Source organism: Sphingomonas sp. SP4, assembly GCF_058313375.1.
This window is the reverse complement of sequence record NZ_JBZFLE010000001.1, coordinates 1,603,129-1,618,264: the sequence shown is the minus strand read 5'-3', so window position 1 is coordinate 1,618,264 and position 15,136 is coordinate 1,603,129. Positions and strand designations below refer to the sequence as shown.

The 15,136-nt window shown below is 62.8% G+C and carries 12 protein-coding genes and 1 pseudogene; 8 read left to right on the top strand and 5 right to left on the bottom strand.

The features are described 5' to 3' along the window. Positions 1-20 precede the first annotated feature (20 nt). Positions 21-1,943 carry a TIR domain-containing protein gene (locus AC4GYV_RS08250; protein WP_491100168.1) on the bottom strand — a complete coding sequence of 641 codons (1,923 nt, stop codon included), beginning with the start codon at positions 1,941-1,943 and terminating at the stop codon, positions 21-23. 116 nt (positions 1,944-2,059) lie between these two features. Between AC4GYV_RS08250 and AC4GYV_RS08245 the strand changes: the two genes are divergently transcribed. The 6 genes and pseudogenes from AC4GYV_RS08245 (at position 2,060) to AC4GYV_RS08220 (ending at position 9,379) form a co-directional block, all read left to right on the top strand. Further along, a complete protein-coding gene (locus AC4GYV_RS08245) occupies positions 2,060-2,269 on the top strand; it encodes a hypothetical protein (protein WP_491100167.1) in 210 nt (69 codons plus the stop codon). A gap of 98 nt (positions 2,270-2,367) precedes the next feature. Then, positions 2,368-4,377 (top strand): autotransporter assembly complex protein TamA, encoded by a 2,010-nt coding sequence (locus tag AC4GYV_RS08240; RefSeq protein WP_491100166.1) that lies wholly within the window; start codon positions 2,368-2,370, stop codon positions 4,375-4,377. Position 4,378: 1 nt separating this feature from the next. After that, on the top strand, positions 4,379-8,548 hold the full coding sequence (locus AC4GYV_RS08235; protein ID WP_491100165.1) for a translocation/assembly module TamB domain-containing protein: 4,170 nt from the start codon (positions 4,379-4,381) through the stop codon (positions 8,546-8,548). 186 nt (positions 8,549-8,734) lie between these two features. Next, positions 8,735-8,938 (top strand): annotated as a pseudogene (locus tag AC4GYV_RS08230) (cold-shock protein); the annotation flags it as partial. Positions 8,939-9,003: 65 nt separating this feature from the next. After that, positions 9,004-9,219, top strand: a complete 216-nt coding sequence (locus AC4GYV_RS08225; protein ID WP_491100164.1) for a hypothetical protein — start codon at positions 9,004-9,006, stop codon at positions 9,217-9,219. Positions 9,220-9,247: 28 nt separating this feature from the next. After that, a complete protein-coding gene (locus AC4GYV_RS08220) occupies positions 9,248-9,379 on the top strand; it encodes a hypothetical protein (RefSeq protein ID WP_491100163.1) in 132 nt (43 codons plus the stop codon). A gap of 364 nt (positions 9,380-9,743) precedes the next feature. Here the strand turns inward: AC4GYV_RS08220 and AC4GYV_RS08215 are convergent, their stop codons facing one another. The 4 genes from AC4GYV_RS08215 to AC4GYV_RS08200 all read right to left on the bottom strand — a co-directional run bounded on the left by AC4GYV_RS08215 (position 9,744) and on the right by AC4GYV_RS08200 (position 12,375). Beyond that, the gene (locus AC4GYV_RS08215; protein ID WP_491100162.1) at positions 9,744-10,427 is read right to left on the bottom strand and encodes a hypothetical protein; all 684 of its coding nucleotides are present in this window, start codon (positions 10,425-10,427) and stop codon (positions 9,744-9,746) included. A 143-nt stretch (positions 10,428-10,570) separates the two neighbouring features. Then, positions 10,571-10,975 (bottom strand): cupin domain-containing protein, encoded by a 405-nt coding sequence (locus AC4GYV_RS08210; RefSeq protein WP_491100161.1) that lies wholly within the window; start codon positions 10,973-10,975, stop codon positions 10,571-10,573. A gap of 12 nt (positions 10,976-10,987) precedes the next feature. Further along, positions 10,988-11,437: a hypothetical protein gene (locus AC4GYV_RS08205; protein WP_491100160.1), complete on the bottom strand. Its 450-nt coding sequence runs from the start codon at positions 11,435-11,437 to the stop codon at positions 10,988-10,990. A 14-nt stretch (positions 11,438-11,451) separates the two neighbouring features. Further along, the gene (locus tag AC4GYV_RS08200; RefSeq protein ID WP_491100159.1) at positions 11,452-12,375 is read right to left on the bottom strand and encodes an epoxide hydrolase family protein; all 924 of its coding nucleotides are present in this window, start codon (positions 12,373-12,375) and stop codon (positions 11,452-11,454) included. A 334-nt stretch (positions 12,376-12,709) separates the two neighbouring features. Here AC4GYV_RS08200 and AC4GYV_RS08195 point away from each other — a divergent pair, with 334 nt between their 5' ends. Then, positions 12,710-13,966 (top strand): serine hydrolase domain-containing protein, encoded by a 1,257-nt coding sequence (locus AC4GYV_RS08195; RefSeq protein WP_491100158.1) that lies wholly within the window; start codon positions 12,710-12,712, stop codon positions 13,964-13,966. A gap of 213 nt (positions 13,967-14,179) precedes the next feature. Further along, positions 14,180-15,091, top strand: coding sequence for a leishmanolysin-related zinc metalloendopeptidase (locus tag AC4GYV_RS08190; protein WP_491100157.1), 912 nt, complete (start codon positions 14,180-14,182; stop codon positions 15,089-15,091). Positions 15,092-15,136: the final 45 nt, after the last annotated feature.

Sequence of the window (15,136 nt, the reverse complement as noted above, 5' to 3'; positions counted from 1 at the left end):
TGCCAAACGGCGCCGACACGTCAGGCCGGAAAGTCGAGGCTCTTCAACAACGACTGAAACCGTGGATCCGATCGCACCGGATCAACGAGGGGGTCGACTTTCATCATTGTCAGGCCAGGATCGCGCACCTCCCAAGCCCTGTTGAGTGACGCGATGGCTTCGTCCCGTTTCCCCATCTGCGCGTAAATCTGCGCCATCTGGTAAAGGCCGCCTTCACCCGACGCTTTCAGGCGTTCAAGCACCTTATCGCCCAAGGCATGATCTTTGGCAGTAAGCGACGCGAGGTCGCCCGGCGGGGCCAATAAAATATCGCCGAACGCCGCAGCGAATTCTTTCCGGGCCTGCTCCGTGTTCCCCATCATCGCTTCACAAAACGCGTGAAAAGATCGGGCGGGTTTCGATTGAGGTCTTAATTCGATCGTCTTTTCGATTGCAGCGGCAGCATCGGAGTAGCGCCGCGCATTGGCCAGAGCTGCCGCCTTCAACCGATAGCTCACGGGGTTCAGCGGATCGAGCGCGATACCGCGATCGGTCAATTGCAGCGCCTCTCCGCTGCGACCGAGCTCGGACAGGACAATCGCATAGGTCGGAAGGGTCTTGGCGTCGTCGCCGGGGAGCGACGCCATCTTCTGGAACTGCTGCAAGGCGGCGCGACGTTGCAGCTGCTGATCCTGGATCACCGCGAGCGCGAGATATCCTGAGCGTGACCTTGGGGCGAGCTGAATCGCGCGTCGCGCTGTCTGCTCCGCCACCGCATAACCCTGCCGATACTCTGCAGCGTTCGTAGAGAACGTTCCGGCTTTGATAGTGAGCAATTGAGCCTTCGTGGCGACCGCATCGGCGTACTTCGGATCCAGCGCAATTGCCGCATCAACCATGCCGATGACCCTTTGCAACGCCGCGGAATCGGGCCCCTGGCTTTCGTAGGATTGTGCCTTCAGCAGGAGATCGTGGGCGTCCACATTCGTGGTGCCGCCTTGCTCGAGCCGCTTGCGGTCGTCCGGCGCAAGGCGAATGCTCAATGCATCGACGACCTGATTGGCAATGTCAGTTTGGACTTGAAGCGCATCGACCGCCGGCCGGTCATAGACTGCGGACCAGCGTTCGACCCCCTGGTTGCCGGCCACCAACTGGGCGCTGACGCGGATCATGTTGGGTGAGCGGCGGACGCTTCCGGTAAGGATGTTGTTCACGCCGAGCTTGTGTGCCGCCTCTTTCGCGTCCTCGTCACGGACGGCTTCGGACGAAGTTCTCGCGACGACCTTGAGGCCATTGATTTGCGACAAGGCGCTGCGAAGCTCCTCGGCCATCCCATCGGAGAAGTAAGCCTGGTTCGGGTCGCCGCTGAGGTTGGCGAAGGGGAGTACGGCGATGCTGTCGTCGTTCCCGCCGGCGCTTCGTGTGTAGAGCCAGGTGCCGAGCCCCGCGATCGCAGCAGTGCCGACGGCCGCTGCTCCGATCATTACCGTCCGGCGGTTTGAGCCCCCGCTTTGCGAGGGAGTCGCGGCAGGGGTCCCCTCAATTCCGAGTCGCTTCCGGAGCGTCGCTAACAACGCCTGATAACGTCGGTCGGATCGATCGCCCTTCCAGCCGTGAAGGTCGAGCGCCTGGCTCTCGCCAAACCCGAGCGGCGGCTCGACCTTGTCGATGCGCACCGGGAGGTACGTTCCGCGCCTCAGCGCCCGCGACGCCTCATCGCGCACGAACTGGCCGTGAGGTCCGATCGAGCGCTTGCTCCACACGACCATGACGATGCGGGCACTCTCAAGATGGCGCAGGATGGTGTCGCGCCATTCATCGCCCCCGCCGATATGTTCGTCCCACCAGACCGAGATCCCATCGGTCTCGAGCGCCTGTACCAGCGGCGCCACGCGCGGCCGGTCTTCCGCTTTGTAGGACAGGAACAAGTCCGTCACGAAGGCGCCCCCCTTCCAGTCACGCATTCTATGCGAAGTTAATCAGCGCGCAATCGGCGCTCGCAGCTCGAAAACATAGTGAACAGTTCGTTGACCTTGCTTGTGCGCAGTCGGGAAACAGCGGCGCGGTTACTGGCCTGTGCATGGACACGCCCTTCATCCACGGACGGCTCGCGCTGGCAGATGCGGCGGAGCTGATGGAACGCTTTGGCGACGATGCCGGCTACGAAGCCGCGGCCAGGGCGGAGCGGAGCCGCGACGATGGCAACGTCAGCCGTTTCTGCCACTGGCGGCACATCGAGCGCGTGATTGCCACGCTCAGCAATGACGAAGTCCGCGGGCTGATCCACTAAGGCATTGAATTTAAAAGCGCCGCGGCGGCCGTTCGACCCGCCGAAGTGAAAGCTTCATACTGGCGCCGTTCAGCAGTGCTGGTTAAGGCTTGCCTCTAATGACCGGGCGGGGATCATTGGGGCGGGCCGCGCGGCTGCTATGCGCGGCTGCGACCGTGTCGGTCGTGCCCAGTCACGTTGTGGCGCAAGCGGCGCAGGTTCAGACGCAGCCTCCGCCGGAGCCGGGCGAACTCGATCCGTCCTCGCCAATGGCCCCGCTGCCCAACCTCGGCGTCGAATGGCCCGATCTCAACGCGAGAGACCAGGCGGAGCCTGTGCCGACGACACCGAGCGGGCAGGCTGCCGCAACGCCGGCGGTCGACGAGGCTAGCGGCAATATACGCTACAGCTGGGCGATCGAAGGCATCGGCGGGATCGGCAATTCCGAAGAGCTGCTGAAGTCCTTCCGGCAGCAATCCGCCCTCGAAGCCGACCGCAAGGATGCCGCTAACGCGGCGCAGATCAGCCGCCGCTCACGCGCCGACGCAGACCTGCTGACGCAATTGCTGCGCGCGCAGGGCTATTACGACGCAGTAGTCGATGCGCGGACCGAACGCAGCGCCGGCGCCATTCAGGTCGTGCTCGCCGCCGATCCAGGTCAGCAATATCGCTTCGTCTCCGTAGAGCTGCCCGGGCTCGCGGCTGCCGGGGAGACGGCGGCGAAGTTGCGCAACGCCTTTGCGGTGAAGCCCGGCGATCCGGTGATTGCCGCTGATGTAATCGCTGCAGGAACGGCGCTCACCCGTGCCCTCGGGCAGAACGGTTTTGCTCAGGCGAAGCTCGGAGAGCAGCAGATCGAGGTCAATCACCAGACGCATTTTGCGAGCCTGGTGCTGCCGGTTACACCCGGTCCGGTCGCGCATTTCGGAACGATCCGCGTCACAGGACAGCCACCGTTCAGCGCCCGCCACGTTGCCATCATCGCGCGATTCCGGCCCGGCGACCTCTACAAGCAATCGAAGGTCGACGACCTCCGCCGCGCTCTGATCGCGACGACCTTGGTGTCGAGCGCCGACATCCAGCTCGTGCCCGTGAACGGCGGGCGGACTGTCGATCTGGCAGTGCATCTGGAACCTGCGCCATCGCATACGATCGCCGGTGAACTGGGCTACGGAACGGGGCAGGGCTTCCGGGCGGAGGCCAGCTGGACCGACCGCAACTTCTTCAATCCGGAAGGCGCCCTGACCTTGCGCGCAGTCGCAGGTACGATGGAGCAGCTTGCTGCCGTTCAGTTGCGCCGCAACGACTTTATGCGGCGCGACCAGGTGCTCAACATCGCCGCCTCGGCAGGTCACCAGAAGTACGATGCATATGAGGCGCGGACCATTTCGCTGTCCGGCAACATCGAGCGGCAGAGCAACTTCATCTGGCAGAAGCGGTGGACCTGGACCTACGGCGCCGAGATCCTCGGCACGGACGAGCAGGGCGCCTTCGACCGGTCAGGCGAGAAGTCCACGCGCAGGTTCTTCATCGCCGCGCTCCCGCTTGGGCTCGGTTATGACGGCAGCGACAATCTGCTCGATCCGACCAAGGGCTTCCGCCTGAACGGACGGGTCAGTCCCGAACTGTCGATGCAGGGCGGCCGCTTCACTTATGCTCGCGTGCAGTTCGACGCGAGCGCCTATCACCGGCTGTCCGACAGCGTTGTTGCCGCGGGCCGGATTCGGCTCGGCACCATCGCCGGCGCCTCGTCCTTCGACATTGCGCCGTCGCGGCGTTTCTATTCGGGCGGCGGCGGTTCGGTTCGCGGTTACGGGTACCAGCAACTTGGGCCCAAGGACGTCGACGGAGATCCGATCGGTGGCCGGGGTCTCGCCGAGTTCGGTCTCGAAACTCGCATCCGGCTTAAGCAGTTCGGCGGCAATTTCGGAATCGTGCCGTTCCTCGACGGCGGCTCGCTTACAACAAAGGCGCTGCCAAGCTTCAGCGACTGGCGTCTGGCGGCCGGTTTGGGCGTTCGATATTATTCGAGCTTCGGCCCAATCCGCATCGATGTCGGCGTACCGCTCAACCGGCAGAAGGGGGACGGACCGGTCGCCGTGACGGTCGCGCTGGGTCAGGCCTTCTAAGATGGCTGACGTAGCCGCCACCACAGAAGGAACGCCGCCTCCGCCTCGGCGGCTTCGGCCCGACTGGAAGTGGCGGCTCCTCAATGAGCTGTTCGCAGCCTTCGTCGCTCTGCTCTTCCTGCTCGCGGCAGCGCTTGTGCTGCTCGACACCGCCCCTGGGCATCGCTTCATTGTCGACCGCATCCAGAGGCTCGAAACGTCATCGGGCCTGAAGATCCGGATTGGGCGGATCGACGGTTCGATCTTCGGCAAATCGCAGCTTCGCAACGTTGTCGTATCCGATCAGCGCGGCGTCTTCCTGACTTCGCCGAACATTAAGCTCGACTGGGCGCCGGGCGCCTGGCTCAATAACAAACTATCGATCGACAGTTTGACCGCCGAGCGCGTCAGCCTGCTTCGCCTGCCAGCGCTCAAGCCGAGCACCAGGAAGGGACCAATACTCCCGGGCTTCGACATTCATGTCGGCGAGTTCCGCATTGACCGGCTTGATATCAGCCCGAAAATTGGCGGTCAGGCGCGGAGCGGAAGCCTTCATGGGAAGGCGGACGTTCATCGTGGCCGCGCACTGGTCGAGCTGAGCGCGCTCATCAACAACGGCGGGGACCGGATCGCTTTCAAGCTCGATGCCGAGCCTGACCGGAACAAGTTCGACATTGGCGCTCGGGTGATTGCGCCCGCGAACGGCCTTGTGCCTGCGCTCGTGGGAACCCGCCGCGCGATCAATCTCGACATCGATGGGAATGGCAGCTGGAGGCGTTGGCGGGGAAATGCCGCGCTCGATCTTTCCGGCCGCCCGGCGGCCCGGTTCGCATTGGGTGTCGACAGTGGCCGCTACCGCCTCGAGGGCAAGTGGGCTCCCGCGCAATTCCTGACCGGCAAGCTCCAGCGTCTGACCGTGCCGATGGTCAATGTTCACGGCGAGGCGACGCTCAAGGATCGCATCCTCGACGGCGATCTTACTATGGCGACGCCGGAGCTTCGCGCGGTGGCGAAGGGTGCGCTCGACCTAGCCAACAATCGCTTCCGAGGCATGCGGCTGGGTGTCGACCTGCTGAAACCGCAGGCGCTGTTCCCGAACATGACGGGCAAGGACGTCCGCATGGTGTGGACGCTAGATGGGCCATTCTCGACCGCCGACTATTCATATCGCCTGACGTCGCCGCACGTGCAGTTCGACGACACGGGCTTCGACAACCTGCGGGCGGAAGGGCGAGGGCGGCTTGGGCCCTGGCCGATGCGCGTGCCGATAGTTCTCAGCGCCCGCGCCATCACCGGTATAGGCGACGTTGCCGGGGCGATGCTCGCCAACCCCAAGATCGCGGGCTGGCTGACGATCACACCGAAGCTCGTGCGCGGCGATGGCCTCCGCCTGACTAGCGCGAAATGGACCGGCAAGATCTCGCTGCTGATCGATCTCGTCACGGGCCGTTTCGACGTGACGCTTTCAGGCGCGATGCAGCGCTACCTGATCCCTGGCCTCGGCATCGTCGACGTGATGACCGACCTTCGCGTCGTGCCCGGTCCGAACAACAAGGGCTCCCACGTCGTCGGGACGGCGAAGGCGTGGGTCAGGCGCCTCGACAACAGCTTCTTCCAGCAGCTGACCGACGGATTGCCGTCGCTGACGACCAACCTTGAGCGCGGAAACGACGGGATCGTCCACTTCACCAACCTGCAGCTCTATTCGCCGAAGCTGAGGCTCTCGGGGGCGGGGCAGCGCTTCCATGACGGTACGTTCCACATCGTCGCCCAGGGCAGGCAGGCGCAGTATGGCCCTCTGCGGCTGATCCTCGACGGCCATATCGAGCGGCCCAGGCTCGACCTGTTCCTGACGAGGCCGAACGATTCCCTCGGCCTCTCAGACGTGCGGCTGCTACTCGATCCGACGCCGGCGGGCTTCAACTATCGCGCCAGCGGTGGCTCCAGTCTCGGCCCGTTCACCAGCAACGGCCGGATACTGCTTCCGCCGAACCGACCGACGATCATCTCCATCGCGGCGCTCGACGCGGGGGGTGCGCATGCGAGCGGCGACCTGCGATCCGATCCGGGTGGTTTCACCGGCAGACTGACGCTGGGCGGCGGTTCGCTCGCCGGAACGCTGGACTTCTCGCCCGCCGGAAAGGCGCAGCGGATCGACGCGCATTTGACGGCGAACAATGCGAAATTCCCCGCCTTCGCCGTCCTCGCCGGCCGGGTCGACGGCTCGATCATTCTCGCCGACCAGCGCACGACCATCGAGGGCTCCCTCGACGCGCGGGGCCTTTCGGCTGGCGCGGTTTCGCTCGCGCGCCTCACCGCCAATGCGAAGATGGTCAATGGCACCGGCGAGGTGCGTGCAGCCTTTGCGGGCCGGCGAGGTGCGGCATTCGCATTCTCTACAGTAGCAAGCGTGTCGCCCGACATGATCCGGCTGACCGGCAGCGGACGTGTCGAGAACCGACCGCTCGTCCTGAACCAGCCAGCCGTGCTGACTCGCTCCGGCGACGGGTGGGCGCTTGCGCCGACTAGCCTCGGTTTCGCCGGGGGCACGGCTGTCGTTTCAGGCCGCAGCGGATCGCATCCGGAAGTCCATGCGCAGCTGCAAGCGATGCCGATGGAGGTTCTCGACATCGCTTGGCCCAACCTCGATTTGTCAGGCTCTGCGAGCGGGCGGCTCGATTATGCCTGGAAGGGCAATCGCAGCGGCAGCCTCCACCTGAAGATCCGTGGGCTCAGCCGCGCAGGGCTTGTGCTTGCGTCCAGCCCGATAGACGTGGGCGTCGCGGCCGTCCTCAGCAACGACAAGGCCGCGCTTCGCGCCGTCGCTGCAAACGCAGGGAAGATCGTCGGCCGGGCGCAAGCGCGCTTCGCGCCCATGGGCGGCGGACCGCTGGTCGCCGAGCTGATGAACGCACCTCTGTTCGCACAATTGAGATTCTCTGGATCGGCGGAGACTTTGTGGCGCCTGACGGGAAGTGAAGTCATCGACATGTCCGGCCCGATCGCCGTCGGCGCGGACATCGGCGGGCGGCTCGGCGATCCGGTCATTCGCGGAGCGCTACGGACGCAAAATGCTCGGCTCGAAAGCCCCGTGACCGGCATGGTCATCCAGCAGGTCACGGCGCAGGCGCGCTTCTCCGGACCTCAGCTCATCTTTAATCAGATCAGCGGCAATACGTCGGGTGGCGGTTCGATCTCCGGTACCGGCAGCGTGACCTTCGCAGAGGGCCGCACGGACCTCAATCTGAACTTCAACGCCAACCAGGCTTTGCTGCTCAACCGCGACGACGTCGCGGCGCGCGTGACAGGTCCGCTGCAGATTAGGTCGAACGGGCAGGGGGGAATGATTTCCGGCGAGCTCAAGCTCAACAAGGGCAAGTTCCAGCTCGGCCATGCGAGCGCCGCCTCCGGCGTCCCGCAGCTCAACGTTCGCGAGACCGGCCTTTCGCCGGAGGACGTGATCGAGCCGCGCGAGCTGCACCCGTGGAAGCTGAACTTGAAGGTCGCCGGCAATGACGTGCGCGTGACCGGCCTCGGCATCGACAGCCAATGGTCGACCAACCTCCGTGTCGGCGGATTTGCTGATGACCCAAGCTTCACCGGCACCGCGAACCTTGTTCGAGGCAATTACGACTTCGCCGGCCGTATCTTCCGTCTCGACCGCGGGGTGATCCGTTTCGCCGGTGAGACGCCGGTCAATCCGCTGCTCGACATCCACGCGGAAGCCACCGTGCAGGGATTGAGTGCATCGGTCGACGTCCGCGGTACAGGTCTGAGGCCAGAGATCACCTTCGCCAGCACGCCACCGATGCCCCAGGACGAACTGCTGTCGCGAATCCTTTTCGGCACGTCGATCACCAACCTGTCGGCGCCGGAAGCGCTACAGCTCGCGTCCGCGGTGGCTGCGCTTCAGTCTGGTTCAGGCAGTCTGGATCCGATCAACGGGCTGCGAAAGGCAATCGGCCTCGATCGACTGCGCATCGTGCCTGCGGACGTCGCGACTGGCCAGAAGACCGCGATCGGCGCGGGCAAATACATCACGCGCCGCCTGTTCGTTGAAGTGGTCACGGACGGGCAGGGCTATTCCGCAACACGGGTCGAATATCAGATGACGCGCTGGCTATCGCTGCTGTCGACCATCTCGACGATCGGTCGGTCGAGCGCGAGCGTGCGGGTGTCGAAGGACTATTAGAGCGGCGCCCGAACCCCGAAGATCGACAACCCGCCTTACAATCGGGCGGAAAGCGCCCATATAGCCCCTGCTAATAGTCGCAAACTGACGGTTTTCAGGCGCTTTGCGGCTCCTTTTTCCTTCTCTTGTCGCTCCTAGCAGGAGGAGTCCGGCAATTCGGGTTCCAACAGAAGGAAAAAGCAAATCATGCCGACCGGCACCGTAAAATTCTTCAACGAGAACAAAGGCTACGGCTTCATCGCGCCCGAGGGCGGCGGAAGTGACGCCTTTGTCCACATCTCCGCAGTCGAGCGCGCTGGCATGCGCACGCTGCGCCAGGACCAGCGCATCAGCTACGAGCTGCAGCAGGACAATCGCGGCAAGACGAGTGCAGTGAACCTCACTTCGGCCGAAGATTCTGCGCAGTCCCAGCCGAACGCTTCGGAACCTGCTAACGACGCGCGGGCGGAATAAGCTTGAGCGGACCAGTAATCCGCAACTCCACGCTCGATTTCTTCCTCGCCCGCGCCGAACAGGCACGGGTCGAGGGAGAAGCTGCAACGCTGCAGCATGTGCGCGAACGCTTCCGCCGATCCGAAGAGGCCTGGAATGCGCTTGCGGCGAGAGCCGTTCGTGCGGAGCAACTGAAGGTCGCCGATGCGCAACGACGGGCAGGACAACCACTAGATTAAGGCGCGACCTTCGCGCCGGAATAGAATGATGAATAGCATTACGAAAAAACTGGATCGTCAGGTCCGCTCCTGGCGTGAGCGCCGGGAACAAACACCAAAGAAGATCCGCCGAGCTTTCGATCCGGTGGCATATGCCGCCGTGGTCGAGGTCATGGGCTAATCCGCATTCGCGCTCTGCGCCGGAAGCTGATACACAGAACTATCGCGCGGAATACCAATGTAGGCAAACGCGTGGCTGAGAGACCGATACGTGCTCCCGCTTACCGAATGGAGCACAAGCTTGGATCCCGAACCTTCTCCCAAACCACGCCCTCAAAATAGCGACACGGCCGACAGCCTGCGCGAGCAGGCTGCATCCTGTCGCCGGCTCGCCGCCGCTGCCCGCACCCGCAGCGGGGCGAGAGGGTTGAATGATCTTGCCGATCATTTCGAGCGGCAAGCGCGCGACCTTGATCCGACAAGCATGTGGAGGTGAGCCGCGCTGCTCTGCACGGCGCTTGCTGTGATGCGGCCGATAAGTGCGATCAGGCTGAACGGTCCGCTACGACTAGCGGCTTGCATAGCTCGGACGGGTCGATGCGGATGGTCTGCTGGCTATAGTCGGGCTTGATGTCGAGCTCGTCGAAGCGCTTGAAGAAATAGGGGTAGTTCACGGCGCGCCGGTTAAGCATCAACTGGGCCTGCGCAAGGCGGACTCTTGCTTGACGTCTGCTTTCCGGCTGGTCGGCAGTGAGCAGGAGCGCACTCAGCCCGTTGGCGTTTGCATTTTCCTCGTCAAGGAACTGCCGCCAATTGTCGATTGCGCCGTAGAGGCTCGCGTAGGTCAGTCGCTCCTTCAATGGGATGTGTGCGGCCGCCTGGCTCGTCTTGGCAAGGTCCCACGCGCTGGAATGCATGTTGAAAAGAAAGATGCGGAACGGATTGCCGCTAAGCCTCTCCCCCGCGGGGGCGCTTGCTAGCCAGCGGCCGAGCGCATCCAGCCGCTGCTGCGTGCACCGGTCCCGCAGCCTCATTCCCTCCCACCGGGCGCGATCGTCGGCCAGCTCGGCGCGCAACGCGGCACGAAGCTGAGCCACGTCGTCACGTTCGTGGATCGACTGAACGAACTGCTCGGCGCTGAGAGCGATCAGGACGCCGACCACAATGATCCCGATCTCGCCAGCGAGCGCGCGCCAGCCGTGCAGCGGCTTGGGCATACGGAAGCGCATCAGCTGACCCCCACGGTTCCGCTAGCGTAACAGAAGAGTTGCCGTCCGCAATGGCGGGGACACTGCCAGCAGCGAACAAGCAAGCCGGATCCATCGGATCAACGGCGAGGCGGACGTCAGCCGATTGAGTGCGGGGTCGCCGCTCACTTCACGATTTCGGTTAGCGGTTTGCCTTTCTCGACGACGTATGTCCCAAGTTCCGCCGCCTTGGTCGTTCCCACATTCTTGGCGGCATGAACGACCCGGTCGGGCACGAAGAGCACGTCTCCGGCCTTGAGGATCACAGGCTCTTTTCCCTCAACATCATATTCAATTGAGCCTTCCAGTACGTAGATGATTTCCTCGCCCGGATGCCTGTGGCGCGGGAAGGAAGCTCCGGGCGCGAAATCGACCTTGAGCTGATAGACCTCGTGCCCTGGGATACTGAGATCGTGCCGTTGAAGATCGACACGTGTCGTGCCCACTGGACGCGCCTGTTGTGCATGGACCTGCACCACACCGCCAATAAGCAGTCCTGCCGTAGCAAGGCGGACGAGTTTCCTGAGCATAGAGCCGCCGCCTCAGCGTATCGATTTGAACGCAGCGCGCAGATCGTCCGCGAAAATCTGCGGCTGTTCCCAGGCCGCAAAGTGACCGCCCTTCGCAGCCTGATGGTAATAGAAGAGCTTCGGATATGCCTTTTCGGTCCAGCTTCGCGGGGCCAGATACTGCTCGCCGGGGAAGGCGGTCACCGCGACGGGAATGTTCACGCCTTTGACGTTGAAGAAGCCGCCCTTGTATTCCCAATAAAGTCTTGCCGCCGAGACTCCCGTGTTGGTCAGCCAATAAAGGGTGATGTTGTCGAGCACTTCATCCCGGGTCAGCTCGCCTGTCGGGCTCGAGGTTCGCTTCAACGCCTCGACCACAGCCGCTGCCGGCTGACCCCCACCGTCGCCGTGGTCGATCATGTAGGCTGCGAGCGCGACCGGCGAATCCGCGAAGCCGTAGAGCGTCTGCGGCCGGGTTGCCATCAACTGATAGATGGTCACATGCTTGTAGGTGAAAGCCAGCCCATCGTAGGCCCGCTTCTCCTCAGCAGAGAGACCCGCTGGCGCAGGCTCGCCAGCAATGGCCGCCTTGTCCACATCCGCTGGAACCACTCCGGGCATGTTGTTGTGAATCGCCAACAATCCGGGGGTGCCTGGAGGCCCATATTGTCGACCACGAAGGCGCCCCAATCTCCTCCCTGAGCGACGTAGCGAGTGTAGCCGAGCCGCTTCATCAGCACATCCCAGGCCTTGGCCATGTGCTCCACTCCCCATCCGGGGGCTGTGGGCTTACCGGAGAAGCCGTAGCCAGGCATCGACGGAATCACGACATCGAACGCGTCTTCGGGTTTGACTCCATATTTGGTGGGATCGGTAAGGCGGTCGATAAGCTTGATCTGTTCCAGAACCGATCCAGGCCAACCGTGGCTAATGATTACGGGTAGCGCGTGCTTCTCCTTCGACTTCACATGGATGAAGTGGATATCGAGACCGTCGATGTTCGTGATGAACTGCGGGTAGCTGTTGAGCTTCGCCTCCGCCTTGCGCCAATCGTAATCCGTGGCCCAGTAGCGGGCGAGTTCCTTCATCGTCTCCAGCGGTACGCCTTGAGACGTGTCAGTCACCGTTTCCTTCTCAGGCCATCTAGTCGCAAGAATCCGACGTTTGAGATCGGCGAGCTGCTCATCGGTAGCATGGAATTGAAAAGGCCGGATCGCCGCATCAGGCGCCTGGGCTGCAGTTACTCCCGATCCTATGATCGGAGCGTCGAGCGTCGGTTGTGGAGCGGGGGGTATTGTCGTCGTGGACCCAGCGGTCATGGTGACTGCTCCTCCAGGAGCCTGTGTCGGCGCGCCGGTGAAAGCGACGCCAGCGACAGCAAGCATTGAGAATGAAAGCGGAATGCACAGCTTACCGAACATGGCGTTGCTCCTCGTTGGGAGTACGCACGGGCCGTGGAATGCGGTTGAGCTACCAACAGGCGGCTGCGGTTCGCTCTGCGCGCGCGTCCTGAGTCAGTCAACACGGGGAATTTCTGCGCGGGCATAACGACCGCTTTGGGTCGAAAGCAGACATTAGGTACCTCTCTTGAAAGCGTACCAAGCTATGCAGCATGCGGACGACCAGCCTTGACTTGAACTTGTTCTTTCCATTTCGCTGATCGCACCGCGACCGAACTTCCCGCGGGATCGGTTCTCGCCCATCGTGGCGGCGATTGATCGCGCGCTCGTCGGGCTGAAGCAAAGGGGGTGGCGCATGCGATTCTCGAGCAAGTTTGCAGGCATTTCGATCATGGCGGGTTCGGTTTCCCTTGCCCTCGTCGCGTGCGGACCTTCGAAAGACTCCTCCTCGCCATCGGTAACCTCTTGGGGCAAACCGACGGCCGGCGAACCACAATACGCACCCGCGATGATGCGTGCGATGACCCAGGCGATGAAGGACAACGCAGTCCCCGGCCTCGTCATTTTGGTGCGTTCGCCTAAGGGGGATTGGTCGACAGTGCTTGGCACTGCGGAGATCGGCACCAACAAGCCCTGGACGCTCGACGATCACTTTCGGATTGGCAGCAATACCAAGACGATGACCGGAACCGTCATCATGCAGCTCGCGCAGGAAGGGAAGCTCGCGCTCACCGATCCGGTATCGAAATATATCCCCGGCGTTCCCAACGGCGATAAGATCACGATCGCCAATCTGGCCGAAATGCGCAGCGGCCTGTTCAGCTACACGTCCGACGCCAAGTTCAATCAGACCCTCGACAAGGAACCGAAGAAAGCGTGGACGCCTGCGGAGCTGCTCCGAATAGCCTTCTCTCACCCGGTAAACGCGGCGCCGGATACTGAGTTCGAATATTGCAACACCAACACCGTGCTGCTCGGTCTCATTATCGAGAAGCTGACCGGCATGTCGGCATCAAACGCTTTCAGGAAGCGCATTTTCGAACCTTTGGGCCTGAAGCAGACTTCGCTTCCTATGCCCGCCGAATGGGCGCTGCCCGATCCGCATCCGCAGGGCTATCAGTTCCTCACCAACGCTGAGACCATCGACAGCTATGCGGTCCCGAAGGACAAGCTGGCGGCGGCGCTCGATGGCACATTCAAGCCGCTCAACTTCACCGATGCCAGCCCGTCCTGGGCGTGGACTGCCGGCGGCGCGATTTCGACGGCGGGGGATTTGGCGACTTACGTCAAGGCAATGGTCGGCGGCGGCCTGCTCGACGCCAAGATGCAGAAAGTCCGCTTCGATTCCATCCGCCCGATCACGTCCGGCGCAGGCTATGGTCTCGGCATCGCGCAGTTTGGACCGATGTATGGCCACGATGGGCAGCTGCCCGGTTTCTCGAGCTTCATGGCCTACGATCCCAAAGCTCAGACGACGCTGATCATCGGCGCGAACCTGTCCGCCGAGCCAACTCACGGTGCCAATGCCGCCACCGAGCTCGCTAAGGCAGCGATGCGTGTGCTCTACGGCTCTGCAGTGACCCCGCCCGGAGACCCGGCAGCGAAAAATTGAGGAGCACTCCGGAGTAAGCACGACGTCGGAGTCGGCCACCTCTGCCACGCCACCGGCCCAGCCTCACAAGATGGATCTGCGGCAGGCCGTGCGCACTGGTCGGTGAGACGGAAACTAGCAGAAAGATCAAGGGCTTGTGCGAGACCCATTCGTCTTTACGCTCACCTTCGTCGCAACCGCTGGGTCGGTTGCCAGTAACAGGGGAGCCAACTGATGGCGAACACACGCTTCGATTTTGAAGACTATACGAAAAGCCACGGCAATTCGGGTTTTGGCCTTGGCCACGATCGTGGACTCGATCTCAGAGTTCACGTGCCGGACACAACCGATCGGTTGGTCGGCGTCGACCTGACGCACGTCATCCACACCAATGACGTCGAAGCCGCTCGCGGCGGCGGAGGCCACGGTGGCGGTGGCGGAGGAGGAGGAGGGACGACCTTCTTGCCCTACACCAGCGGCTCTGCCGATGGGTCAGGCTACAACATCACCATCCAGTTCAACGGCACGTGGACTCAGGAACTGCACGATGTTTTCGTCGACGCAGCGAACCAGCTGACGTCGATCATTGCGGGCGATCTTCCCAACGTGACCGTGCGCAATCGCGGGACCACGACGACCGTCGACGACATCGTCATCAGCGCGGAGCTCGGCAATATCGACGGCCTGTACGGCGTTCTCGGCCAGGCAGGCCCAACATCGGTCCGCAGCGACAGCTCATTGCCGGCAACCGCGACGATGCAGTTCGATATCGTAGACGTGAACGACATGGGGCTGACGGTCTTTTCAGACGTCGTCCTTCACGAAATGTCGCATAGCCTCGGCTTCGGCTCGATCTGGGGCCGCCTCGGGCTGGTCACGAACGGTGAATACACCGGCGCCAATGCTGTCGACGCCTATCATGACCTCGGCGGCACTGGCTATATCGCCGTCGAACAGGACGGCGGCTCGGGCACCGCAGGCTCGCACTGGGACGAAGAAACGTTCGGGAACGAGCTGATGACTGGCTACATCAACGACGGTATGAATTACTTCACCAGCATGAGCGCCGCTTCCTTCGCGGACCTCGGCTACCACCTCTCGAGCAACTATCTTGCTTATACCGATTCTGGATACGTGCTGGTCTAACCAGTAGGTAAACCGAAGCACGGGCCTTTCCGGAAGACGCTCTGG